The sequence below is a fragment of the Fodinisporobacter ferrooxydans genome, from assembly GCF_022818495.1.
GTDB lineage: Bacteria > Bacillota > Bacilli > Tumebacillales > MYW30-H2 > Fodinisporobacter > Fodinisporobacter ferrooxydans.
Genome location: NZ_CP089291.1, coordinates 1746664 through 1771395, shown reverse-complemented (window position 1 = coordinate 1771395; position 24732 = coordinate 1746664). Strand labels below are relative to the sequence as shown.

The window sequence follows — 24732 nt, the reverse complement described above, 5'->3', positions numbered from 1 at the left end:
TACTTCTGTAGGATGACCGTTCTTGCCGATCTTATTCCATAAAACAGGAGATCAGCCATTTTTGAACTTGAATAGGGATAGCAAGGGAAAATACACAATATAGTTGACAATTCGGCATCTGTATACCCGGAAGTTCTATGGACACGACATCTTCCATGTCTTGTTCCTTGTCAACCATCCATTTGGGCACGATCCCAAAACCAGCGCCAGATATAACGGATTGTCTGATCATATAAAAACTGTTGGAATATACAATGTTGCGAAGAAAGGATGAATGCAACGTTTCAAGTTCCTTATGCATTGGCAGAGTTGACAAAAAGGGTATATCAATAGGTAGGAAAAAAGGAAAATCTGAAGCGCCCACCCGCCATTGATGTTGTCGATGCACGACACATGCAAACGGTTCGTCGCACAGATAGAATGTCCGTAATGAAGGATGATGAAATTCTTGACTGATAAATGCCAATTGAATACTGTCAGCAACCAGTTTCGCCTGAATGTGCGGCAAAAGCAGATGATAAACGATCCGCTCCACTCGGGATGAACCGTTGTCTTGCATTCGATTCAGTCGATTCAAACATGCGGAAAGCCGGTAGATGGAGATCTCATCTGCTGCAATAGAAATGGCACTGTCATTCCATTGCTTCATCGGCTGCCTGTTCAAACAGTCCAACCCGCGCAATCCATCGGAAAGTGTTCCCAGGCATCGTGCCACATAGGGATAGAACTGTTTCCCTGCCGGCGTTAATCGCAAACTGCGGCCCACCTTTTCAAACAGCTTATATCCACACTCGGCTTCGAGTGTTTGAATGCGAATCGATACGGCTGGTTGTGAAATATGCAGTTGTTTTGCAGCTTTGTTCAAGCTTTGATATTGTGCTGCCAAAATAAATGTTTGCAAAGCAGCTACATCCATTCCCTCTTGCTCCTTTCCCAGATCATTCATTTACTCCTATACGAAATTGACAAAATCTTGAGTCATCCACATAATCCACAGAGTTATCCACATAAAAACAGCAGATATTTCAGGGGATTTTACTTGTTTTCCACAATTTTAACGATTATTTTACATAACTCGACAAAATTTTTATAGGTTTTATACACAGCGTAATTCTTGCATTTTCTTAGGTTATTCACAGTGTTGTGGATAACCATCTGCCATTCACACATCTTTTGTGGATAATTCGATGAAACATACACCGTTTCATACATGGTGTCCGACGTTCCATGCGCTCGACATGAGAACGCAAGGCATTTGGACAAAGAAAAATCTCCTCTATGAAACTTGAGGAGATTGGAATCCTAATAGGATTATTTAAACAACAAACTCTACCGCTCGGATCAAAATTGCAATCACATGTATTATCGCATATATTCTGTATCTGTGTATTTTTCTGCATCTTTGTTATTCCCGATTTTCCAACGAATGTTTCCATTGTTTCAACTGTTCGACTTGCTGTTCCGTAACGAAACCCTCCCGAACAGCAACAGGTATCAATTCGTCATAACTCGTCAGCGTCGTAAAGGGTGTTTGATGCTGTTCAAACTGTTGAACCGCTTTTTGCAAACCATATGTAAAAATCGCCACAACGCCTAAAACGTCCGCACCTGCTTCGCGCAGAGCATCCACAACTTTAAGAACACTTTGACCTGTGGAAATCAGGTCTTCGATGACAACGACTTTTTGCCCTGGGCGAAGTACTCCCTCAATCATATTTTGTTTACCGTGCCCTTTAGCGCTGGATCGTACATAGATCATCGGCTTTTCCATGGATTGGGCCACCCAGGCTGCATGGGGAATGCCTGCCGTCGCCGTACCCGCAATGACATCCACATTGCCGTAGGACGTTTGGATGGTTTGGACAAATGCGTTTGCAATCTCCTGGCGAACATCCGGATACCCCATAATCAATCGGTTGTCGCAATAAATGGGGGATTGAATGCCGGATGCCCATGTAAAAGGATTGTCCGGACGCAAATGCACAGCTTGAATAGTCAAAAGCAATTGAGCAACTCGCTCGCGATTCATCAACGTTCCACTCCTAATCGAATATTTGCCACAGCATTTAAAGATAAATCGGCAAATTGGCCTTTTTGATATAACGGATAAGCGGCGCCTGCGATCATTGCTGCATTGTCTGTGCATAAAGCAACGGGCGGAAAATAGACTTCAAATCCATCAAGTTGCGCACGTTTGCCAAGACTTGCCCGCAGCCCCTGATTTGCTGCTACACCGCCAGCTACAACAACTTGGCGCACTCCTGTCCGAAGAACGGCTTTGGCAGTCTTTTCGACTAATACATCTGTTACGGCAGCTTGAAAACTTGCCGCCAAATCTTCTTGTGAAATCGATTCACCCCGTTGCTTCCCATTATGAAGGACATTAATGACAGCAGATTTTAAACCGCTAAAGCTGAAATCAAAGGAGTCATCCGCAAGAAAGGCTCGCGGAAGAGGGACAGCTTCCGGATTTCCCTTTTGTGCCAATCGGTCAATGACAGGCCCTCCCGGATATTCCAGCCCCATCGTCCTAGCCACCTTGTCAAATGCTTCTCCGACCGCATCATCCCTTGTTCGCCCCAAACATTCATACGTATATAAATCTGGCATATAAACGATTTCCGTATGTCCGCCGGAAACGATCAGGGCAAGCACAGGGGGATGCTTCTTATTTTCAAGAAAGTTGGAATAAATATGTCCGGCGATATGGTGCACTGCAATCACTGGCAGATCATGTGCATATGCCAAAGACTTCGCGGCAGATACACCGACCAGCAAGGCCCCGACCAAACCTGGACCGTACGTGACACCAATAGCCGCAATCCTTTCCATCGTAAGATTTGCCTGCTGCAGAGCCATTTCAACCACTTGCGTAATTCGCTCAACATGACGGCGTGACGCCACTTCCGGCACCACCCCGCCAAATTGCTTATGAATATCCGCTTGTGAAGAAATCACATTGGATACAATCCTGCGCCCATTTTCCACAATGGCTACTGATGTTTCATCACAGCTCGATTCAATCCCCAATATGTAACACGGTTGCCCCTGTTCCACATGCTGTGCATATTGTGTCTGATAACGTTCCTGGCTTCTAGACTTCCAGCCCATATACATTTAACTCCCTGCATATCGATCCGTATTCCGCTCTTCTGCGGCGGTATTAATATCTGACGGCAAATCCGCCCACATGATTAAGGCATCTTCATTGTTATCCGTATAATATCCTTTGCGAATCCCGCTATCTTCAAAACCAAGTTTATAATATAGCTGTCTGGCAACGGAATTGGAAACGCGGACTTCCAGGGTGATGCGTTTCGCCCCATGCACACCCCCCATTGCCATCATAAATCGCAATAAGGCTTCTCCTATCTTCTTTCCTCTGTAATTGGCGCGAATGGCTATATTGGTAATATGCGCTTCGTCAAGGATCACCCACATACCGCAATACCCGGCGACCTTTTGACCCGCAACCGCTACGTAATACTGTGCAAAGTGGTTGTCCTTGAGTTCGCCTTCAAAAGCTGCTCTGGTCCAAGGCGTCAAGAAGGCTTCCCGCTCGATCTCCAAAATTTGGTCAATGTCTTCGAATTTCATTTTTCGAAATGTGACGGGAATATTCATTTTATACAGTACCTTCCTTGGTTTCTTGCAAAAGTTTCGCTTCCACTTGCGCCAGTTGCAGATATTCCGGAGAAAAATTGGCGGTATCTTCCCGTTTTCCCTGCTTCAATAGTGGGATCCCAAGTTCCAAAAGATTAGCGGCCCGTATATGCTGTCGCGATAAAGGCGCGATTTCGGTCAGGCGATCTTCGAACATTTGCCGCAATTCCGTTGCATAATTTCTGGAACCGTCTCCTGTACATACAATTTCAGGAAATTCACTTTCATTTCCGCAACCGAAACTCGATACGAGCCATTGGCGAATTTCCGCAATTGGAACAACTGCTTCATATGCGCGGGAACCAAGATACGCACCCGCATACACCCGTTTTCGTCTCGCCTCAAACATCGCAAGCACAATTCCCCGATGGGAACGGGACGATTGGGCCAGCGCCTGCAAACTCGAAACGCCGATCATAGGAATATTCAGGGTCCATGCAAGTACCTTTGCAGTCGTAACACCAATCCGAACACCTGTATACGATCCAGGACCTTTTCCGATAATAATGCCTTCCAACTGTTGTGGAGTGATGCTACAATCGTCCATTAATTGATCAAGTATCGGCATCATTTGAATGGAATGATTGTTTGTACGCAATATCGTTGCTTCGCCCAACAACTGTACCTCGTCTCCAACTCCGATTGCCAATGTCTCCGTAGACGTGTCAAGGGCGAGATAAGCCATTTTGCTCCCACTCCTTTATCAATCTCTGTGGTCTCTCCCCCACGCCGGTGATGCAAATGGATCTGGATTGTACACCTGTTATTTCGATGGCAACAACCCACCGCTCTTCCGGCAACAAACGTTCAATCCAATTGCTCCATTCAATCACAGTGATTCCTTTGCCATACATATAATCTTCCAGTCCCAATTCTTCTTCAATTGCTTGATCGCCCAAACGGTACAAATCCATATGATAGAGCGGCAGGGTCCCTACGTATTCCTGAATTAATGTAAAGGTAGGACTGTTGACAATCTCGTGAATTCCAAGTCCCATTGCAATTCCCTGAGTGAATGTCGTCTTCCCTGCGCCAAGATCTCCATCCAGACAAATAACATCCCCGGCAGACAACCTGGCAACAAATTCTTTTCCAATGGCTTGTGTTTCACGGGGACTTTCTGCAGAAATTACCACAACCATACCCTCCAGCAGATATACATCATCATGATCGAAAATGATTATAGCCAGACGCGGAAATATCAGTACTCGCATTTCCTTGTCGCAACAAAACACCTCGACCCGTTCCTGTTACATGGCCGATCGCAAACATTTGCAATCCTGCTTGATGAAATTGAGCGGCTAATGTGTCAAAAGATTCCTTTCGGACAGTACCGACCAATTGATAATCCTCGCCGCCATACAGCGCCCATTCCAGTGCATCACAGGAAAAACCGCGGGCAAATGCTTGTACATGCGGATGGATCGGGACAGCAGCTGCTTGTATTTCGATGGTGACATTGCTTGCTTTCGATATTTCATGCAATTCACTTGCAAGTCCATCGCTAATGTCATTGCACGAACTGCACACGCCTGAAGCAAGCAACAGCTGCCCGGCTTGCACTTGTGGATTTGGTCGTTCATGGCACGATCCCAAATACTCCATACAGTCTTTCCATGCTGCCGTATCTTCAGCAGTTTCGACGAATGGCGGATGTTGTGAACGAAGACGATAGGAAAGACCCGCAGCAGAACCGCCGACATATCCTGTAACGAATACCACATCTCCAACCTTTGCGCCGGATCGCAACAAAGCTTGTCCACGTTTTACCGTTCCGAGCAGAGTGACGTTGATCACCAGCGGCCCCTCTGTCTTTACGACATCTCCTCCGACAACAGAGCATTTATAATGTTGGGAAATCTCATCGATCCCGTCATATATCCCTTCCAGTCGTGAAATATCGCTATCTGGGGGAATGGCCAACGATAACAAGATATGCTTGGGAAGACCGCCCATTGCCGCAATATCGCTAATGGATGCCGCTACCGCTTTATATCCAAGATTGTGTACGGAAATAGTATCCGAACGAAAATGGACACCTTCCACCAAGGCGTCCGTCGTTGCAACAATTTCACAATCTGCTGGGTAACCAAGTACTGCGGCATCATCGCCGATCCCTACTGTAACATCTGTTTGTATGTGTTTCAAACGCGCCGTCAAGCGGTCGATCAATCCGAATTCCCCAAGATCCCGCATCTGCACAACCAGACACCTCATCCATTCATTTTCTACATTATACCTATATTTGTTTGGAAAAAGAAAGGGTTGGAAAAAGAAAGGAGGCGATAAAACGTGCTGCCTCATAAAGACAGTACTGATTTTTCATCTTGGGTTGCCGCTGCCAAGCGCGGAATATGCAGCAAATATCCTTTCCCGTAAAAACTTTTAATGCAACTCGGATGCCCGGGAACATCCAGTTTTTTTCGCAAAGAACGGATGTACACATACAACTCGTCCCGTCCTGATTGGTTGACTGCTCCCCACCCCACTTGCAGCAAGTGTTCCGAATCAACAATTTCATTGCAATGCTCGATCAAATATTTTAGCAAACGAAATTCGATGGGCGATAAGTATTGCTGCTCGCCATGCCGCATTACATATTGGAATTGCTGATTCACAAACAACGCGTCAGACAAATGAATAATAGGTTGTGGCTGTCGAATTTCCGCAGCCCGGCGCTCCGCCAAATCCACAAAACGCAACACATTTTGGATCCGTACCGTCAGTTCCTCCAATTTGCAATCTTCCGTCAAACAATCCAAAGCACCCAGCCGCAATAGCTGCAAACGATTTTCAGGGTTCAGGGAGCCTGTAATCACGATAAATGGAATGTCGTACGTTTCTCCAAACATCCTGCAGCAATCATATTCCGCTTGCGTCCCTTCATGAACATGCATAATGACAAGTGCAAATGATCGATGCTTTACGATTGCGTTCAATTGATAGCAATCGTAAACCGTCTCGATACCAAATATCTTCGGAGAAAGTGTATGGCGAAGCATGGTAGCTATATAGGACTCATTACTATATACCAAAAGTTTAAAACTCAATGCGTATCGCTCCTCCCATTGTGCGGAGTACTTCCCTAGGTAAAATCGTCGATTTACCTTCTCACTTATATAGAAGGAGCCCACATGAAAAATGTTACATCTTGGCAGAGGATTTTTTTATTAAATTTAAACTATTCTTGTGTTCGATCATCTTTTTGTTTCTTTTGTCGATACATTAACTGATCCGCTTGCTCCAACAGTTCTTTGACATTTGTTTGCTTCGTCCATTGTGCGATCCCATAGGAAAATCCGAGGGAATATTCAGATATGGATTCGGCATTTTTCTGATTGAGCGAGTCTTCAATTCGTTGTATGGCAATGATCGCCTGCTTGTGTGTCGTATTCGGGAATAATAGCACAAATTCATCTCCACCATAACGTGCGATAAAATCCGTCGGGCGCAATTGGGATTTTAGCAGTTTGGATATGTCCAATATCGCTTGATCCCCGGCATGATGTCCAAATTGATCATTAATCTTTTTCAAATCGTCTAAATCAACCATAACCAAGCTAAATACTTCATGATATCGCTCGGCATTCGTTATTAACCGTGCCAATTCCTTTTCTAATGAACGCCGATTCAGCAAGCCGGTTAAAGGATCGGTACGCGCCCACTCTTCCAGTTGCCCTCGTAAACAGACATTTTTCGTCGTATCTCGGATAGCGATTGCCAATAACCATTCTTCATCGAAAGGAATGGGAAATGCACTAATTTCTCCATATCGGAATTCATGTCCGGCAACTAACAACTCAATTCCCTGCACCGGTTTCTTAGTACGAAGGCATTGCTCGAATCCTTCCTGTACTGTGTATCCTTGCGGCAGCGACTGATTGCAATCAAACAAATCACAAAAATGACACTGTCCCGTTTGATCAATCGATATTCGAAAGAACTTCTCTGCTGCATGGTTACACGCAACAACCGATAATTCCGGGTCCAAAATGAGTATGGGATCACAAGAAAACTGAAAAATCAGACCAAACTTGTCATTGTCTATGGATCGTCCCAAAATTGATCCCTCCTTGCCGCCATCCCTTCTTGAGGTTGTTCATCCAAACGCGACCTTTTAGGGACTTACGGTGTCTTGTGCTATTTGTTTCATCGAAAGACTAATTCGGCCTTTATGCAAATCGACGGAGATGACCTGCACATCTACAATGTCACCGACCGCGACAACATCCATTGGATGTTTCACATATTGATTGCTTAGCTCAGATATATGTACCAATCCATCTTGCTTGACGCCAATATCCACAAAAGCGCCAAAATCCACCACATTTCGTACCGTACCTTTGAGTACCATGCCTGCCTGCAAGTCTTCCATCTTCAAAACGTCTGTGCGGAAAACAGGCGGCGGCAACTCTTCTCTCGGGTCTCTGCCTGGCTTTTGAAGCGCATCAACGATATCCTTTAACGTCGGTTCACCGACTTCAAGCTGCTCAGCCAAATACGAAATGTCCGCAATGGATATAAGCTTTTCTTTTAACGGATCTTCGTTGTCCGTATGCAGATCGGCTGCCTGATATCCTAACATACGCAGCAGACGTTCAGCGATTTCGTAGGATTCCGGGTGTATAGGAGTGTTGTCAAAGATAGTTTTGGAATCTGGTACACGCAAAAACCCGGCACACTGTTCAAATGCTTTCGGTCCCAATCGTGGAACTTTCAGCAGTTGTTTACGATCGGTATATTTTCCATGTTCTTCACGAAAGGAAACAATGTTTTTGGCAACAGATGTGCTAAGACCCGCCACATAGGATAACAAGGAAGCAGAAGCGGTGTTCAGATCCACGCCGACACTGTTTACAGCCGATTCCACAACGGCACCCAATGATTCCGACAATCGTTTTTGCGACACATCATGTTGATATTGACCGACGCCTACGGATTTGGGATCAATTTTAACGAGTTCCGCCAAAGGATCTTGCAATCGTCTGGCAATCGAAATTGCGCTTCTTTCCGCAACATCCAGTTTGGGGAATTCTTCGCCGGCAAGTTTGGAAGCAGAGTACACGCTTGCCCCAGCTTCATTCACGATGATATAAACAACGTTCCTGCTTAAACTTGGGATAAGATCCGCAACAAATTGCTCCGTCTCTCTGGAACCTGTCCCGTTTCCGATGGCGATGACATCCACCTGATATTCATGGACAAGTTTTCGGATACAATCTGCTGCTTCTGCTATTTTATTTTGCGGCGGCGTAGGATATGTTACTGTTATATGCAAAACTTTCCCTGTTTCATCAACTACAGCAATTTTACAACCGGTGCGATATGCCGGGTCAATTCCCAATACGACTTTGTCGCGAATCGGCGGTTGCAATAGTAAATTTCGCAAGTTAAAAGAAAAAATGCGGATGGCTTGCTCCTCTGCTTTTTCGGTTAGCGCATTGCGGACTTCCCGCTCAATCGAAGGAGCAATCAATCGTTTATACGCATCGGCAAAAACCTCTTGCAAAATAGCGGCCACTGCAGAACGGGGTTTTTTTCGGTACTTTTTCTCGATCAAATGAACGACTTCATCAGAGACTTCAATGGTTACACGCAATATTTCTTCTTTCTCGCCGCGATTCATTGCCAAGACACGATGTGCCGGAACCGTGGACAGCGCCTCTTCATATTCGTAATATTGGTCATAAACAGTTGAAATTCCAGGTTGAATGGCCCGGCTGACAAGTTTGCCCTTTTGCGTTGTGAACTCGCGAATCTGTTTCCGCAATGCCGCATCATCCGATATGTACTCTGCAATAATATCTTTCGCTCCTTGCAATGCGTCTTCTTCTGTCTCAACACCTAACTCTGCGTTAATATGACTCCTCGCCTGATCTTCCCAACCGCTTACATTCTCCTCCAAAATCCAATTCGCCAAAGGTTCCAGCCCTTTTTCTTTGGCAATACTTGCCCGAGTTTTGCGTTTCGGTCGGTATGGGCGGTAAATATCATCTAATTCTGTCAAGTTGCGAGCCGATTCAATCGTTGCCTGCAATGCAGGGGTCAGCTCCGCTACTTCAGAAATGAGACGTGATACCTCTTCTCTGCGCTGTTGCAAACTTCTTAAATATTCAAGTTTTTCATGTATGTCACGCAATTGATTCTCATCAAGTTTTCCGGTTGCTTCTTTTCTATATCGCGCAATAAACGGGATCGTATTCCCTTCGTCCAACAATGCTACCGTTGCTTCGACTTGTGAAACCTTGAGATGTAATTCCTGAGCGATGGATTGAATGATTCTCTGCTGTGTGTCTTTTTCTTCTACCGCCATCATCGATTCGAACCCCTTTCTTCAATACAATCAATAATATTACCACATAAAGAATGCGGAATCCTGTTTGAAATTCTGACTTTTTGGCAGTGACCGTTAAATAGGATTGGTGAAAAGAGCGAATAGTCGATCGGATCTTATGTACATGATACAATACAGTGAAAGGAGTTGGTTCTAAATGAGTGAAGCTGTACATACACTGGAAGGTTGGTTTGTATTACACGACTTTCGCACAATCGATTGGACCGCTTGGAAAGCTCTTTCCGAGACGGACCGGCAAGCAGCGATTGAAGAATTGAAACATTTTATCCAAGCATGCAAACAGGTCGAGGACAACAAGGAAGGCGCATTTGCCATCTATACAATCGTCGGTCAAAAAGCAGATGTACTCTTTGTCCAAATGCGCCCGACTTTGCAAGAAGTCGGTGAAGTGGAAACAGCATTTAACAAGCTGCGGTTCGCAGAATGTACAATTCCCGCATACTCCTATGTTTCTGTCGTGGAATTGAGCAATTATCTCAATAAAGAAGGCAAAGATCCCTATCAAGATCCTTACGTAAGAGGCCGGCTCTATCCGACGCTGCCAAAAACAGAACATATTTGCTTCTATCCGATGGATAAAAAACGGGAAGGCGCGGATAACTGGTACATGCTTTCCATGGAGCAGCGCCGGGAAATGATGCGCAGTCATGGTTTGATCGGCCGTAAATATGCCGGACAAGTGACACAAATTATTTCCGGCTCTGTGGGACTTGATGATTGGGAATGGGGAGTTACATTATTCGCGGATGATCCAATCGTATTCAAAAAACTGGTGTATGAAATGCGGTTTGATGAAGCGAGTGCGAGATTCGGGGACTTTGGTTCCTTCTTTGTCGGCAATCGCTTGCCAGACGATCAATTGGAAGATTTTCTTTCCATTTGACGAAACGGGTTCGGTGGTCGTCCTCGTCGCGGTTTCTTCGTTATTCCGGCGAGACGGCCACCCATTTCCCCTCATTCTAGTACTCGCTCCCGGTTCACTCAGTTTTACTTTGAAACTATAGCTCCACGAAATTTCCCGACCATTCGTTCCCACACTTCATCCGTGATCGGCCCCAAGTTTACTTTGTACATGTCAAGAGAAATATGACAGCCATCCCGATCATTGATGTCGTCGAATTTGGCAGCCACTTCCCGGTCGTCCTCAAGCAAATATGTCAGATAAAAGCTTTCTTCCGCCATGATTGTTCACCTCCGCCATGCCACGAGTATACTTGAAATGCCGGCAAACTTCAAAAATATAAAGCCTGCATCCATCTGGAATACAGGCTTCACATCTGTTTCGCTCACACCCTTTGCACGATTTCTTGCACGACTCTTTCCACAATTTTTCCGTACGGTTCTTTCAATTACAAATACGGATTCTCATGTTTCGCTTTGAGTCGTACCCAACGGCGCTCCACTTCTTCCTCAAAGCGTTTCAGTTGCGTTTCATACTCCGGTTTTAACAGATGTTTGGTTTTGCCCATGAGTTTTAACCATTCGCTTGCGGGCACACGCTTATTCTTTTCTTCCGGATTGTACGTAATTGTCGTGATCCCGTTTTCCACCTCGTATAGCGGGAAAAAACAACTGTTCACAGCAGCGCCGACAATCGTATTCCCGGCATCGTCCGCCGCTTTCCAGTTCAACGGGCAAGCGATCAGAATCTTTCCATAGGCAAGCCCCTCATGTTTGGCATACCATTGCGCCTTTGCCGCTTTTTTGATCAAATCCTGGGCGAACGCTTCCGTTCCTGTGAAAACGTACGGAATATTCGTCGCTGCCATCAGTTGCGGCGTGTCTTTATGATGGAACGACTTTCCGCTCGATTGGCCTCCCACATTGGATGTCGCAGTCATATGGCCTAAAGGTGTGGAATACGACAATTGGGCGCCTGTGTTCATATACCCCTCATTGTCATATTCCAGAATAATCATCTTGTGATTTCGCAATGCGGCGCCAATGGCAGGCCCCATGCCGATATCCATGCCGCCGTCCCCGGTCACCATGACAAACGTAATATCATCGCCGATTTCAATTTCTCCGCGGCGTTTCCGCTCGTGGAACATTTCCACGGTTCCCGATAATGTGGCGGCGCCATTTTGGAAAAGATTGTGGATATACGTGACTTTATGCGATGAATATGGATAACCGGTCGTCGTAACCATTGCACAACCCGTCTGATACAAAACGACAACGTCCCCTTCAATTCCCCGCAAAAATGTCTCAACGCCAGGGAAAATCCCGCAGCCTGGGCATGCGCCATGTCCGGGTGCCAACCGCCGCGCTTTTGCGGTCAATGCTCGCAGGGGCGGCACTTTTACCTTTAGCTGGCCTGTTTGTTCATCTTTTTCAACCGATACGAAACCTGTTGTCTGTTCTTTTGTCAATGGTTGCAACAATTGCTGCGGCATCGCTTCCGTATTGCCGGGCATATGGCCATGATAGTCAAATGCCGGGAGATCCTGGCCATTCATCGCATCGATGCAGGATTGGAAAAAAGCTTCTGCATCTTTCGCAAAGAAGTCTTTCCCGCCCAATCCATAAATTCGGGTAAGTACCTTGGTCTCCGCATGAATCTCTTGCAGCGCTGCTTTGACTTCGAAAGTCATATTGCCGCCATGACCGCCAAAGGATTCTGCACGTTCACCGACAAGCACCACTTTCACATCTTTCAGCGCATGTTGGATCGCCTTGACAGGAAATGGCCGGATCATATTCGGGGCAATTACGCCCGCTTTAATGCCCTGTGCCCGCAATTCGTCCACAACATCTTTTGCTGTATCCGATGCGGAATTTAATAGGAAAACAGCGATTTCCGCATCTTCCATTTGGTATAAATCCAGTACTTCGTATTTGCGCCCGGAGATTTTCGCATACTCTTCCGTCAGTTCGGCAAATACCCGCTCCGCTTCAAACATCGCATTGGATTGCTGAAATTTATTATTGATATAGTCCGGGTCGTTCATATATGGCCCGATTGTAATCGGATGATTGACATCCAACGCATGCAGGTATCCGTTCGGCATTTCACCGACAAATCTTTGCACCGCTTCCCGACTGGAAAAATACTGAACCCTGCGCTTTTGGTGTGATGTAAAGAAGCCGTCAGACGCCACGATGACAGGCAAACGGATATCTTTATGCTCGGCAAGACGCAATGCAATGATGTTCATATCATAAACAGCTTGCGGTTCTTTTGCCAGTAAGATTGGCCAACCGACATTTAAGCCGTAATACAAGTCCGAATGATCGCCGCGAATATCCAGCGGACCAGATACGGAACGGGTAACGAGGTTGAGCACCATGGGAAAACGCGTTCCCGATTGCACTGGCAATTGTTCCAACATATACAAGAATCCGTTAGCTGAAGTCGCGTTAAATACTCGTCCTCCTGCGACAGCCGCGCCATAACACACACCTGCGGCACCGTGTTCCCCATCCGCAGGCACCATGACGATATCATGTTCGCCTTCCACTTTCATCTCATCGAGATACTCCGCAATTTCCGTTGAAGGTGTAATCGGATAAAAACCCATCAAATGATAATTAATTTGAGCTGCTGCTCTTGCCGCCATTTCGTTGCCAGAGCGAAAATCTGTCGTCTGCTCGTATACACCCGTTTGATTCTCTACTGACCCGTCTGATGTAAGATTGCTTTCAAGAATTGCCATAACTCCTCATCCCTTCACGCCATAGTTGGGGCTTCATCATAGACTGCATCGTCAATCGAATCGATTCTGCATCCGCTTTTACAGCAACTGAAATACATGTTTGGTTTGATGTTCTTCCGCATACCGTTCCGATTCCCGAACTTTCGCAAGGGCATCAGTCGGACATGCGACGACACACTTCATGCAGCCTTTGCAGTATTGATAATCAATGCCTTTAAGAAATTGAAACGCACGTCCCTTCTCATCTGTCCGCTGTTCCCATACAAAACACAAATCCGGGCAAACTTGATCACATGCCGCACAATGAATGCAGGTATCTGCGTTGAAAGCAGGCAAAAATCCTTGGCGGGAAGCGCTCAAGTTTTTAAACATGGAATTTCCCGGATTTACGATTATGCCGCCGATGGTTTGTGTTTTATACCCAAGTGTTTGTGTTGCAAACACACGCCGCTCGATATTGAAATCCGGTTCTGTATATGTCTGTACAGTCAATTCATGACACCCGCGATCAAATGTGCGAATATTCGACTCGACCAGAGCCGGATATTTTTTGCTGAATGTATCTTGAATCACTTTTTTAACCGCTTCCGGGTCGATAAAATCAACAATATGGCAGAGCGCGCCCAGCATTGCCGTATTTATTCTCGTTTTTTCTTGAACGGCAATTCCTAATGCATCGATACAAACAATCGTTCCTGTCTGCAATCCTGTCAATACTCGAATCTCATCCGGTGATTTTACAGTATTTACTAATAAAATCCCGTCTTCTTGCAATCCTGACAAACAATCTTGTGTTTTGAAAAGTGCTTCGTGGAAAATGGCAACCACATGTGGCTCATCGACAGGCGATGCTGCCCGTATGGTCGTTTCCGGATTTGCAAAACGGACAAAGGATGTAACAGCCGAGCCTTTTTTCTCGGAGCCATAGGAAGAAAAATTGGAACCATTGAGGCCAAGATGCAAAACACCTGCCTCGGCCAACATTTTCCCCGCCAGATTGGCTCCTAACCCGCCAATGGACTCCATCCGTATCTCAAATAAACCTAAACGATTCGTCTTCGTAAGCAACGTTTTCGTTTTCATGACAATCCCTCACCTTCATAATAAAAATTCCCCCTACCTCTAAATCTTTTCCTCATTATAGAATGAGAAATTGGGATTGTAAGTCAGGGAAAACCCTGATTTTTTGAATAATTTGTGATTGTTTTAAATATTTATAACAATTGAAATAAAACAAAACTGTACTATAACATGCCTATTGTGTGAAAAATCCTAAATTTATAGCCAAACATACAAGAAATAAACAACCATCCCACGTATGCTAATTCTATATTTGGATAGAAGGAGGGGCTCCCAATGGCTGTGACAGCTGTAATGGCAAGACAACATTTGGGGAGAATGGTTCATGTGCATTCCGTTTACGGTTGGCACCGTGGTGTTGTCACACACGTTTTACCTGATGGGATTATGCTGGGAAATGCGGTTCGCTTAGCTAACGGAACGAACGTTGAAGAGCAAAACTTAACAATAGAAAATTACAAAACAGATACAGAACAAGTTGAATTTGAACAAGTCTTTTTCGGTGCAGGCATGTTTTTACCGTTTGGCGGGATGTTTGGGATGTATCCGTTTGGAGGATTTGGCGCAGGATTCTTCTTTTAAGTGCGTGTTCAAACCTTACGTGGCCTTTCAGCCACCGCATCACATGAAAATGTTATTTTCGTACAAAAAGTGGTTAAGATGGAAAAACGGGAGGCGGTCCTCCCGTTATCAATATCCCCTTATTTTCCATCAAGTTGCGATTCATCAAGCAACGATTTATTGAGCTTCGTTCATAAAACTGCCGATAATCAAAATGACTGCTTTATTTCCCTGGAATCATGCCAGGTACTACATACGCTTGCAAGAACGTGATAACAGCGATGACCGCCAGCAGCAAGATACTATATTTCAATGTGAAACGGTATAATTGTCCTTCTTTGCCGACAAGCCCTGTGGCAGATGCGCCGACAGCTATGGATTGCGGTGAAATCATTTTTCCTACCACTCCGCCTGAAGAGTTGGCGCCCATCGTCAAATACTGATTGATGTGCAATTGTTGGGCTGTCAGTTGTTGCAAATTGCCGAACAGCAAGTTGGATGACGTGTCGCTGCCTGTCAGGAAGACGCCGATCCATCCCAAAAGCGGTGCAAAGAACGGGAACAAAAAACCTGTTTTTGCCAATGCCAACGCCATTGTTCCACTCATGCCGGAATAGTTTGTCAATTGTCCGTAACCAACGACAAGTGCAATTGTCAACAATGGATACTTCAGTTGGTTCAGTGTTTCGCCAATTGTTTTGAAAAAGTCTTTTGTTGACATCCCGGTAATAAACTTTGTAATAACTGCAGTCAAGAAAATTGCAGTGCCTGTCGCCGCGAAAATATCAAACGTATAGAGCGCCGGCATTTTTGTCGGTTTTGCAGCAATTGGAGCCACTTTCAAGATTTCATTGTCCAATCCGGGGAAGTGGAATACATGAGTGAAATTCGCCAACTCTTTTTTCACGCCTGGGAGTGTCCAGATGATCAAAACGATTGTTAAAACAATATATGGCAGCCAAGCCTGAAATACTTCACCCGCCGTATGTTTCGCTGTCGATCCCTTCGCATTCGCCTTTCCGTGCAAATCATGTGCTGCCACACTCGCTGCAGCTTCTGCCTGTCCCGCTTCATGTGCAAAACGGAACGTAGTTTTTGGTTTCCAGAATTTCAACAAGATGACCAGGCTCAGCAAGGAAACTATTGCAGACAACACGTCAGGAAGTTGTGGGCCAAGGTAATTGGATGTCAAAAATTGTACAATCGCAAATGATGCACCGGCAGTCAGAGCTGCTGGAAATACTTCCTTCAATCCTTTCCAACCTGACATAATGATGACGAGCAAGAAAGGCAAAAACAGAGAAAGCAACGGCAATTGCCGGCCGATGACTTGGCTCAAAAGCAATGGATTGGCATGAGTTACACCCGCCATCGCCGTCACCGGAATCCCGAGTCCGCCAAATGCCACCGGAGCCGTATCTGCAATCAAACATAGACCGGCTGCATAGAGCGGACTGAATCCTAATCCAACAAGCATCGCTCCTGCAATCGCAACAGGTGCGCCAAAACCTGCCGCACCTTCCAAAAAAGCACCAAAGCAGAATGCAATCAATAACATTTGAATTCGCCGATCATCTGTCAGACCGCTGATAGACTGACGAATCACATCAAAATGACCAGTCTTCACTGTAATGTTATACACAAGCACAGAAGTTACCACAATCCAGCCAATCGGCCATAACCCTGTAACCATTCCGTATAAAGTAGATGATACCGCTTTCCCTACAGGGAAATGAAAAATGGCGATTGCATCCAGAATTGCCAGAACAACGGTTGTTAATGCGGCCACATGGCCTTTCATGCCTTTCATTCCAAGCGCCCATAAAAAATACAAAATCGGAACCACTGCAAATAAAGCAGACAACCATATGCTTCCGCCGACCGGAGCATACCCTTGCGTCCATGTCATGGAATTGACCCCTTTCTTTCGCTCATTCAACTTGAGCGGATTTCTGATGACCGATTATAAACTCAAAAACATTCCTTTCGTTTGCCGACTCATTTGCAAGCAGCAACGCCGAACATGGCAGCGTTTTCTTTCTCTTGCAAAAAAATTCTTCTCACAAGAATTCGTTCCGCCAAGCATACAGTTATAAAGTCATCAGATGATTTGACACCTAGATCATAGTACAGATCGACAAATATCGTCAAGAAATTTTTTAACACAACTTCCGAAATTGTGTAACGAAATTCAAAAACTGTAAAAATAAGCTTGCGAAACTTCTCGCTTCCGTTTGGCCAACTTGAATATTCCTCAATATTTTGTTGGGAATTTGCTGATTTTTTGAATTTAAGGCCGGTTTTTTATTTTTATACATGACATTTACCACTTGACATATCATACAAAAAACTCCTATCGTATGTATTAAGTCACCTGATGACTTTAAAACTTTGTAACAGTTTCACATTACAGGAAAATTCCATTCTTTCGATTTCTCATGTACAATAAAAAAAACGATACATAGGGATTTGTCGTGCTTTCTTAGCGGTATTTTCTCGATAATTTCCTTTATGTAATCGCTTTAGTACCGTACCTGAATGATAACTGTACAACTAGAAATCAGAGCTGCGAAGGTATAATCGTCCGCTGCTTCTATTATTTAGAGTTACGATACATTACGATACAGATTTCCGGTTTGCCGGAGAGGAGTTCGAAAGTATGGATTTGATGCCTGTAAAAGCAAAAAAAAATTATGAAGAAATCGTTGAACAATTGAAATCTGCGATACAAAACGGCAAATTTCCTCCCGGCTCCCGCTTGCCTTCCGTGCGTGAATTGAGCAATCAATTCGCCGTTGGTCAAGCAGCCGTTCGCGAAGCATTATCTGCATTAAAAGCGATGGGGTTGATTACGATCAAGCAAGGAAGCGGTACGTATGTGGAACAATTTGATCCCAACGAGATCGTTAGTGAAATAACAAGAGCCCTCGATCAAGTGAATTTTCTCAGCAAAGAAGACATTCGCAGTCTCTTGGAATTGCGGAAAATTATTGAAGCCGGCAGTGCAAAACTAGCCGCCAGAAGACGAACAAAAGAAGATTTGGAAATGATGGGCAGTATATTGAATAATATGGAAAAAGACTTGAATTCGGCCGTTTTGGGAGAAAAAGCCGACTGGGAATTTCACTATACAATTGCTGCCGCATCCAAAAATCCGTTTCTTCTTACATTGATGGATTCCATTGCTGAAACGATTCAAGCATCCTTAAAAGCAAATCGGACCAAATTATACCAAATACCCGGCGGACCACAGCGACTGTTAGAAGAACATAAAGGCATCTACCATGCCATTCTGGCGACAGACGAAGTAACTGCCGAGAAATTGATTGTTACACATTTATCAAATGTCGATACCGCTTTGGAAATTATTGAACAGATGTATAAAAAATAATGACTGGAGGTAGTACCTTTGATTTCAAATTCCGCCAAGGAAGAATTGCGATCAATTGTCGGTGCGGATTGGTTTTTCGATTCTCCAAATGATTTACTCGCATATTCCTATGATGCTACTCCGCTTTATCAATCGCTGCCGGATGGCGTGGTCATGCCGGCAAATACGGAAGAGGTTGCAGGCATTTTAAAAATTTGTTCCCGCTACAAAATCAAAATCGTGCCGCGGGGTTCCGGAACAAACCTCAGTGCAGGCACAGTACCGATAGAAGGCGGTTTGGTGCTCGTACTGACACGAATGAATCAACTGCAGGAAATTGACCAAGAAAACTTGACGGCAACCTTCCAGCCTGGACTCATCACGAGCGATCTGCACCAGGCAGTCGAGCGTGTCGGCCTCTTTTACCCGCCAGACCCTGGCAGCATGCGCATTTCCACACTCGGCGGCAATGTGGCGGAATGTTCGGGAGGTATGCGCGGTCTCAAATACGGTGTGACAAAAGATTACATTATGGGATTGGAAGCTGTCCTGCCAAATGGCGAGATTTTGCGTACAGGCGGGAAGAACGCAAAAGATGTCGCCGGATATGATTTGACCAAATTGTTGGTAGGCGCAGAAGGCACACTGGCTGTCGTCACGGGAATTACCGCGAAGCTTTTGCCGCTGCCAGAAAGCAAGCGCACAATGGTGGCATATTACCGCAATCTGACAGATGCTGCAAGAAGCGTTCAATCGATTATCGCCAACCGGATTATCCCGGCGACTCTGGAATTTCTCGATCAGGAGACCATGCGTGTCGTAGAAGACTATGCACATTGCGGACTGCCCCTTGACATGGCTGCCATGCTTTTAATCGAACAGGACGGACCGGCATCTGTCGTGGAGCAAGATTGCGCGAAAATCCAGGAACTTTGCCTAAAAGAAGGCGCCGTAGAAGTTCGCCTGGCTGCTGATCAAACTGAAGCCAGCCAACTTATGACTGCACGCCGGGCTTCTTTGTCGGCATTAGCCCGTTTGCGGCCGACGACCATCCTGGAAGACGCAACTGTCCCACGCGCGCACTTGGCTGAGATGGTCGAACAAATCAACCGAATTGCCCAAAAGTACGGTGTGCATATTTGCACATTCGGACATGCGGGAGACGGCAACCTGCATCCCACATGTATGACAGATGTCCGCGACAAACAAGAAATCCATCGCGTCGAAAAAGCGTTTGAAGAAATCTTTTACGCTGCATTGGACCTCGGTGGGACCATTACAGGCGAGCATGGCGTCGGCATGGCGAAGGCTCCTTATCTTGAACTGCGGGTAGGAAAGACCGGTATGGATGTAATGAAAGGAATCAAGACAGCTTTTGATCCCGATCATCTCCTGAACCCTGGAAAACTTTTTGCAAAAGAAACGAGACGTAGAGTGGTGGTGGGAAATCATGGCGGATGCAGTCATCCGGAACACAAACTCGCTTGAACAAGCAAATACAACCTCAAATGGTCTGTCAATACCTGCATGCGAGAATACAAACAGTTTGATCCATCAATTCGACATGGACGAGATCATGAATTGTATGCGCTGCGGTTACTGCTTGCCCGCGTGTCCTACCTATCGGGAGACAGGAAAAGAATCCGCATCGCCACGTGGACGGATCGCTCTGATGAAAGCTGTTGCCGACGGCATGCTTCCCGTCGATGAAGAATTCGATCACAATATGTATTTGTGCCTCGGCTGCCGTGCTTGTGAAACTGCTTGTCCATCTGGAGTCAAGTATGGACGTTTGGTCGAGACCGCCAGAGATATCATTGAAGAAACCATACCTCGTTCCGGAAAAGTCCGGCTCGCCCGGGAAATTCCAATGAAATGGCTGTTCCCCCATCCGAAGCGGATGCGCGTCATTGGAAATCTGTTATGGTTCTATCAAAAATCAGGCCTTCAATCCTTTATGCGCAAATCCGGGCTTTTGAAACACTTCGGACCTATGGGCCAAATGGAAGCGACATTAAGTACATTTGCTTCCCCTAAGGAACGAAACAGCCGTTTGAAAAAAATGATCGCAACTTCACCTATTATCGATTTTCCAAGCCGGCAGGAAGCAGTGGCTGCGGCTGTACCTGCACTTGTTGAGAGTCACGAGCATCAGCCCGGGACACGACCGCTTCGAGTCGGACTATTCGTGGGTTGTGTGATGGATACCGTATTTTGGCATACGAATCAGGCAACGGCCCGCGTGCTCGCCGCCGCCGGATGCGAAGTCATATTTTTCTCAGAACAAACCTGCTGCGGAGCGCTGCATGCACATGCCGGCAACAAGGCGGATGCTCTCACATTGGCCAAGCAAAATATTCAGGCATTTGAAAAAGCCGGCATCGATGTAATGGTTAATAATGCCGGTGGCTGCGGGGCGGCATTGAAAGAATACGATCACTGGTTCCATGGAGATCCGGAATGGGAACCCCGTGCCAAACGATTTGTCGAAGCATCTAAAGATATTAGTGAAATCCTTGTTTCATTACAGTTGCCAGCATTGCAGTCATTGGATGCGATTGTGACATTCCAGGATTCATGCCATCTCCGGCATGGCCAAAAAATTTTCAACCAGCCTCGGCAGTTGCTGAGAAGTATCCCCGGCATCACATATGTGGAACTGCCGGAAGCCGATCGCTGCTGCGGCTCTGCAGGAATTTACAATATTACAAATGAAGCCATGTCGATGCAAATTCTCGATAAGAAAATGCAGCATGTCAGAGGAACAAAAGCGAAATATGTCGTGACAGCAAATCCTGGTTGCCTGCTGCAAATGCGTCTGGGTATCCAGCGGGCAGGTTTGCAAGATGAAATGGAAGCGATTCATATCGTGGATCTCATCGAACAAGCGTTGCCAAACCTGAATTTCGTAGAAAGCCACTGATTCGACTTTATTTGCGTATCTCAACAAACAATTTATATCTTAGGAAGTGACGATTGTGAAGGCTTCGCTCTTTATCACATGTCTTGTCGATAACTTCTTCCCGCAAGTCGGTGAAGCGATGGTAAGAATTTTGCACAAATACGGCGTCGATGTTGATTTCCCTGAAAATCAAACATGCTGCGGGCAACCTGCATTTAACAGCGGATATGTAGATGAAGCCCGCGCGGTTGCCAAAAATATGCTGGATGCTTTTGAACATTCCGACTATGTCATCTCCCCTTCCGGCTCCTGTACCGGTATGGTTCATCACTATTATCCGGAATTGTTTAAAGACGACCCGGTATTGGCAAAAAAAGCACAGCAGCTTGTCGAGAAAACGTATGAATTTTCTCAGTTTCTTGTCAATGTATTGGGAGTCAAAGATGTTGGCGCCGTTTTTCCACATACCGTAACATATCATCCTTCCTGTCATGCTTCCCGCTTATTGGGGATAAAGGATGAACCGCTGATCCTATTGGAGCAAGTGAAAGATTTAAACCGAATCGAATTGCCGCAAGCAAATGACTGCTGCGGATTCGGCGGAACATTTGCCGTAAAAATGCATGAAATATCAGAAGCGATGGTGACGGAAAAAGCGGAACATGTTTTGGAAACGGGCGCCGAAATCCTGGTCGGTACTGACATGGGCTGCCTGATGAATATCGGCGGTCGTCTGCGGCATCAAGGCAAGCAAGTTCGAGTCATGCACCTGATTGAATTGCTGTATGAAGGCATGCTGCAAGGGCAGGTGATCACCCGATGACAACTGCACATACTCATAGCCAAACAGATATCAAAGAACGCTCTCACCTTGCTTTACAAGATGATTTTTTACGGGCTGCCGTACGTTTTACAACCGGCCGCTTAAAAAACAATAAGTTAAAGACGACCGAGGAGCTCGGTCGTTGGGAAGAGTGGCGGGAACGCGGCAAACAAATCCGCTCACATACCATTGCGCATCTCGATTACTATGTAAAGCAATTTGCCGACCAGATTCGAACTGCCGGCGGTTCTGTGTATTTTGCCGCAAATGCCGCAGAAGCGGTCGCCATTGCCCTTGACATTGCCGCAAAGAAGGAAGCCAAATTGGTCGTGAAATCGAAATCGATGGTTTCCGAAGAGATTCACATCAATGCACATTTAAAAGAAAAAAACATTGCAGCGGTCGAGACAGATCTTGGCGAATATATTATTCAATTAGCGGGTGAAACTCCTTCCCATATTATCATCCCTGCCATTCATAAAAATCGCCAGCAGATTAAAGAATTGTTTACTGCTGCAGGCGGAGAGAATTTGACAACCGATACGAAAGTTCTCGTTGCATTTGCCAGACAAACATTGCGAGAAAAATTCCAAAAAGCGGAAATCGGTTTAACAGGATGTAATTTTGGAATTGCCGAGTCCGGCACCATCGTCCTTTTTACGAATGAAGGCAACGGGCGAATGGTTAGCACTCTCCCCAAAACACACATCGTAACAATGGGAATGGAGCGCCTTTTGCCAACATTCTCCGATCTTGAGGTCGTGGCAAATCTGCTTCCCAGAAGCGCAACGGGCCAGAAAATCACTGCATATATGAGCATGATCAATGGGCCTCGCCGGGCGCAAGAGATTGATGGACCGGAAGAACTGCATGTCATTCTGCTTGATAACGGGAGATCCAAGCAGCTTGGCGACGAAGAATTTCAAGAAGTGCTAAACTGCATTCGCTGTGGTGCCTGTTTGAATGTTTGCCCTGTGTATCGGCATATCGGCGGTCACGCATATGGATCTGTATATCCAGGGCCAATTGGCGCCGTTCTTTCTCCGCTTTTAAACGAAGGCGAACAGTGGTCGGATTTGCCTTATGCTTCCAGCCTTTGCGGTGCATGTTATGAAGCGTGCCCTGTGAAGATTCCATTGCATGATATGCTCGTTCACTTGCGGCGAAGAAATGTGGAAAAGCGGCGCACGAAACTCATGGAACGAATGGCATTTAAAGGGTTTCAAACTGTTTTCGGAAAACCGGGAAGATATCGCTTGGCCATGAATTCTGCCCGGTCTATGCAAAAACCGTTGGAGCGGAATGGATATATTGAATCGACATTTGGCCCATTATTCGGTTGGACAAACCAGCGCCATGCACCTGCCATGGCACAACAGCCGTTCCGCGACCGATTTGCTTCACTAAAAAAAGATCTCACCCATGCACAAACCAATCCATCGGAAGGAGGAAACAAAAAATGAGAGAGGAAGACTTCTTAAAACATCTGTCCAATCGGCTCGGAAGACCGGCACCTCTTTCGATTCCTCCTGTCCGCTCCGTTATTGGCGCGCCAGACTTTTGGAAATCGTATCAGCTAAGCCATTCCGAACAACTTCACAAATTTAAAGAAGAGCTTGAAAAATTAGGCGGAGTTGTGGAAATCTTTGCATCTTTAGACGCATTGCAAAGCAAGTTGACATCCGTTCTGCAAGAATTATCCCCAAAGTCAATCGGTACATGGGGCAGTCAAACACTTGCCGTATTTCAATTGCGTGATGTATTGAAATCGTATCCTTGTCAGGAATGGGATGTTTCCGAGACTCGCGAATCTCTTATCTCAACATTTATCCGGGCAGATGTCGGAATTACAGGTGTCGATTATGCCATTGCAGATACAGGGTCAATCGTATTAATGAGCAGTCCGGAAAAGGGTCGTTCCGTGAGCCTTTTGCCCAGCGTCCATATCGCCTTGATTCGTTCGCGCCAAATGCGCACACGTATGGGTGAAGTCCTGGAAGAAATTCAGACGATGAATTCCGGCCCTGGGGCAATGCCGTCTTCCATCAATGTCATTACCGGTCCAAGCAGGTCCTCCGATATCGAAAACGATTTGACGATCGGTGTACATGGACCTGTGGCCCTATTTGCATTCATTCTTGATGAAGGTGAATAAATAAAGACAGGCACTCTTGAAAATCAAAACAATGGATATTCCTGAAAAATTTTGTAAAAGTGAAATATAGCATCAAAAATGAGGCTTCCGCGATTAGCAGAACCTCATTTTTGATGCTATCAATTTTTATTTCTTTACAACTTTTCGATGCAATTTCGCACAAAAAT

The 24732-nt window shown here is 45.7% G+C and carries 22 protein-coding genes; 8 read left to right on the top strand and 14 right to left on the bottom strand.

The features are described from left to right. Positions 1 to 31: 31 nt before the first annotated feature. From LSG31_RS08525 to LSG31_RS08480, 10 genes are all read right to left on the bottom strand, one after another. Positions 32 to 916, bottom strand: a complete 885-nt coding sequence (locus LSG31_RS08525; RefSeq protein ID WP_347438887.1) for a LysR family transcriptional regulator — start codon at positions 914 to 916, stop codon at positions 32 to 34. A gap of 489 nt (positions 917 to 1405) precedes the next feature. Continuing rightward, positions 1406 to 2032, bottom strand: a complete 627-nt coding sequence (pyrE, locus tag LSG31_RS08520) for an orotate phosphoribosyltransferase (protein WP_347438886.1) — start codon at positions 2030 to 2032, stop codon at positions 1406 to 1408. Then, complete coding sequence (gene tsaD, locus LSG31_RS08515; protein ID WP_347438885.1) at positions 2029 to 3117, bottom strand: tRNA (adenosine(37)-N6)-threonylcarbamoyltransferase complex transferase subunit TsaD; 1089 nt, start codon at positions 3115 to 3117, stop codon at positions 2029 to 2031. The genes pyrE and tsaD overlap by 4 nt, the downstream gene beginning before the upstream one ends. Further along, positions 3118 to 3624, bottom strand: coding sequence for a ribosomal protein S18-alanine N-acetyltransferase (gene rimI / locus LSG31_RS08510; protein WP_347438884.1), 507 nt, complete (start codon positions 3622 to 3624; stop codon positions 3118 to 3120). A gap of 1 nt (position 3625) precedes the next feature. Then, positions 3626 to 4348, bottom strand: a complete 723-nt coding sequence (gene tsaB / locus LSG31_RS08505; RefSeq protein WP_347438883.1) for a tRNA (adenosine(37)-N6)-threonylcarbamoyltransferase complex dimerization subunit type 1 TsaB — start codon at positions 4346 to 4348, stop codon at positions 3626 to 3628. Next, the gene (gene tsaE / locus LSG31_RS08500; RefSeq protein ID WP_347438882.1) at positions 4329 to 4805 is read right to left on the bottom strand and encodes a tRNA (adenosine(37)-N6)-threonylcarbamoyltransferase complex ATPase subunit type 1 TsaE; all 477 of its coding nucleotides are present in this window, start codon (positions 4803 to 4805) and stop codon (positions 4329 to 4331) included. Before tsaE ends, tsaB begins: the two co-directional genes overlap by 20 nt. Positions 4806 to 4827: 22 nt before the next feature. Beyond that, positions 4828 to 5859 carry a thiamine-phosphate kinase gene (thiL, locus tag LSG31_RS08495; protein WP_347439469.1) on the bottom strand — a complete coding sequence of 344 codons (1032 nt, stop codon included), beginning with the start codon at positions 5857 to 5859 and terminating at the stop codon, positions 4828 to 4830. Positions 5860 to 5963: 104 nt separating this feature from the next. Beyond that, a complete protein-coding gene (locus LSG31_RS08490; protein WP_347438881.1) occupies positions 5964 to 6713 on the bottom strand; it encodes a response regulator transcription factor in 750 nt (249 codons plus the stop codon). Between the two features lie 131 nt (positions 6714 to 6844). Beyond that, on the bottom strand, positions 6845 to 7723 hold the full coding sequence (locus LSG31_RS08485; RefSeq protein WP_347438880.1) for a sensor domain-containing diguanylate cyclase: 879 nt from the start codon (positions 7721 to 7723) through the stop codon (positions 6845 to 6847). Positions 7724 to 7780: 57 nt separating this feature from the next. Beyond that, complete coding sequence (locus LSG31_RS08480) at positions 7781 to 9976, bottom strand: Tex family protein (protein WP_430734271.1); 2196 nt, start codon at positions 9974 to 9976, stop codon at positions 7781 to 7783. 178 nt (positions 9977 to 10154) lie between these two features. On the opposite strand from LSG31_RS08480, the gene hemQ reads away from it, so the two are divergent. After that, positions 10155 to 10901: a hydrogen peroxide-dependent heme synthase gene (hemQ, locus tag LSG31_RS08475; protein WP_347438878.1), complete on the top strand. Its 747-nt coding sequence runs from the start codon at positions 10155 to 10157 to the stop codon at positions 10899 to 10901. A gap of 104 nt (positions 10902 to 11005) precedes the next feature. On the opposite strand, the gene LSG31_RS08470 is transcribed toward hemQ, so the two are convergent. From LSG31_RS08470 to LSG31_RS08460, 3 genes are all read right to left on the bottom strand, one after another. Then, the gene (locus tag LSG31_RS08470) at positions 11006 to 11200 is read right to left on the bottom strand and encodes a hypothetical protein (RefSeq protein ID WP_347438877.1); all 195 of its coding nucleotides are present in this window, start codon (positions 11198 to 11200) and stop codon (positions 11006 to 11008) included. Between the two features lie 167 nt (positions 11201 to 11367). After that, positions 11368 to 13674: a thiamine pyrophosphate-dependent enzyme gene (locus LSG31_RS08465; RefSeq protein WP_347438876.1), complete on the bottom strand. Its 2307-nt coding sequence runs from the start codon at positions 13672 to 13674 to the stop codon at positions 11368 to 11370. A gap of 78 nt (positions 13675 to 13752) precedes the next feature. Continuing rightward, positions 13753 to 14757, bottom strand: coding sequence for a 2-oxoacid:acceptor oxidoreductase family protein (locus LSG31_RS08460; RefSeq protein WP_347438875.1), 1005 nt, complete (start codon positions 14755 to 14757; stop codon positions 13753 to 13755). 273 nt (positions 14758 to 15030) lie between these two features. Here LSG31_RS08460 and LSG31_RS08455 point away from each other — a divergent pair, with 273 nt between their 5' ends. Beyond that, complete coding sequence (locus tag LSG31_RS08455; RefSeq protein WP_347438874.1) at positions 15031 to 15336, top strand: hypothetical protein; 306 nt, start codon at positions 15031 to 15033, stop codon at positions 15334 to 15336. A 202-nt stretch (positions 15337 to 15538) separates the two neighbouring features. On the opposite strand, the gene LSG31_RS08450 is transcribed toward LSG31_RS08455, so the two are convergent. Further along, on the bottom strand, positions 15539 to 17224 hold the full coding sequence (locus LSG31_RS08450; protein ID WP_347438873.1) for an L-lactate permease: 1686 nt from the start codon (positions 17222 to 17224) through the stop codon (positions 15539 to 15541). A 750-nt stretch (positions 17225 to 17974) separates the two neighbouring features. Between LSG31_RS08450 and LSG31_RS08445 the strand changes: the two genes are divergently transcribed. The 6 genes from LSG31_RS08445 to LSG31_RS08420 all read left to right on the top strand — a co-directional run bounded on the left by LSG31_RS08445 (position 17975) and on the right by LSG31_RS08420 (position 24565). Next, entirely contained in the window at positions 17975 to 18706 is a 732-nt protein-coding gene (locus LSG31_RS08445) for a FadR/GntR family transcriptional regulator (protein ID WP_347438872.1), read from the top strand. Between the two features lie 18 nt (positions 18707 to 18724). Next, positions 18725 to 20173 (top strand): FAD-linked oxidase C-terminal domain-containing protein, encoded by a 1449-nt coding sequence (locus LSG31_RS08440; RefSeq protein WP_347438871.1) that lies wholly within the window; start codon positions 18725 to 18727, stop codon positions 20171 to 20173. Positions 20174 to 20249: 76 nt separating this feature from the next. Beyond that, positions 20250 to 21608 carry a (Fe-S)-binding protein gene (locus tag LSG31_RS08435; protein ID WP_347439468.1) on the top strand — a complete coding sequence of 453 codons (1359 nt, stop codon included), beginning with the start codon at positions 20250 to 20252 and terminating at the stop codon, positions 21606 to 21608. Positions 21609 to 21663: 55 nt separating this feature from the next. After that, positions 21664 to 22410 (top strand): (Fe-S)-binding protein, encoded by a 747-nt coding sequence (locus LSG31_RS08430; protein ID WP_347438870.1) that lies wholly within the window; start codon positions 21664 to 21666, stop codon positions 22408 to 22410. Then, positions 22407 to 23873, top strand: coding sequence for a LutB/LldF family L-lactate oxidation iron-sulfur protein (locus tag LSG31_RS08425; RefSeq protein WP_347438869.1), 1467 nt, complete (start codon positions 22407 to 22409; stop codon positions 23871 to 23873). The genes LSG31_RS08430 and LSG31_RS08425 overlap by 4 nt, the downstream gene beginning before the upstream one ends. Beyond that, the gene (locus LSG31_RS08420) at positions 23870 to 24565 is read left to right on the top strand and encodes a LutC/YkgG family protein (RefSeq protein WP_347438868.1); all 696 of its coding nucleotides are present in this window, start codon (positions 23870 to 23872) and stop codon (positions 24563 to 24565) included. Before LSG31_RS08425 ends, LSG31_RS08420 begins: the two co-directional genes overlap by 4 nt. The last annotated feature ends 167 nt before the right edge of the window (positions 24566 to 24732 follow it).

Excerpts from the sequence above, each read along its gene's own strand:
- LSG31_RS08420 (WP_347438868.1), top strand. The coding sequence starts at position 23,870 with ATGAGAGAGGAAGACTTCTTAAAACATCTGTCCAATCGGCTCGGAAGA.
- LSG31_RS08470 (WP_347438877.1), bottom strand. The coding sequence starts at position 11,200 with ATGGCGGAAGAAAGCTTTTATCTGACATATTTGCTTGAGGACGACCGG.
- tsaD (WP_347438885.1), bottom strand. The coding sequence starts at position 3,117 with ATGTATATGGGCTGGAAGTCTAGAAGCCAGGAACGTTATCAGACACAA.
- rimI (WP_347438884.1), bottom strand. The coding sequence starts at position 3,624 with ATGAATATTCCCGTCACATTTCGAAAAATGAAATTCGAAGACATTGAC.
- LSG31_RS08460 (WP_347438875.1), bottom strand. The coding sequence starts at position 14,757 with ATGAAAACGAAAACGTTGCTTACGAAGACGAATCGTTTAGGTTTATTT.
- LSG31_RS08480 (WP_430734271.1), bottom strand. The coding sequence starts at position 9,976 with ATGGCGGTAGAAGAAAAAGACACACAGCAGAGAATCATTCAATCCATC.
- tsaB (WP_347438883.1), bottom strand. The coding sequence starts at position 4,348 with ATGGCTTATCTCGCCCTTGACACGTCTACGGAGACATTGGCAATCGGA.
- LSG31_RS08465 (WP_347438876.1), bottom strand. The coding sequence starts at position 13,674 with ATGGCAATTCTTGAAAGCAATCTTACATCAGACGGGTCAGTAGAGAAT.
- LSG31_RS08455 (WP_347438874.1), top strand. The coding sequence starts at position 15,031 with ATGGCTGTGACAGCTGTAATGGCAAGACAACATTTGGGGAGAATGGTT.
- LSG31_RS08525 (WP_347438887.1), bottom strand. The coding sequence starts at position 916 with ATGGATGTAGCTGCTTTGCAAACATTTATTTTGGCAGCACAATATCAA.
- hemQ (WP_347438878.1), top strand. The coding sequence starts at position 10,155 with ATGAGTGAAGCTGTACATACACTGGAAGGTTGGTTTGTATTACACGAC.
- thiL (WP_347439469.1), bottom strand. The coding sequence starts at position 5,859 with ATGCGGGATCTTGGGGAATTCGGATTGATCGACCGCTTGACGGCGCGT.
- LSG31_RS08450 (WP_347438873.1), bottom strand. The coding sequence starts at position 17,224 with ATGACATGGACGCAAGGGTATGCTCCGGTCGGCGGAAGCATATGGTTG.
- LSG31_RS08435 (WP_347439468.1), top strand. The coding sequence starts at position 20,250 with ATGGACGAGATCATGAATTGTATGCGCTGCGGTTACTGCTTGCCCGCG.
- LSG31_RS08445 (WP_347438872.1), top strand. The coding sequence starts at position 17,975 with ATGGATTTGATGCCTGTAAAAGCAAAAAAAAATTATGAAGAAATCGTT.
- tsaE (WP_347438882.1), bottom strand. The coding sequence starts at position 4,805 with ATGGTTGTGGTAATTTCTGCAGAAAGTCCCCGTGAAACACAAGCCATT.
- LSG31_RS08425 (WP_347438869.1), top strand. The coding sequence starts at position 22,407 with ATGACAACTGCACATACTCATAGCCAAACAGATATCAAAGAACGCTCT.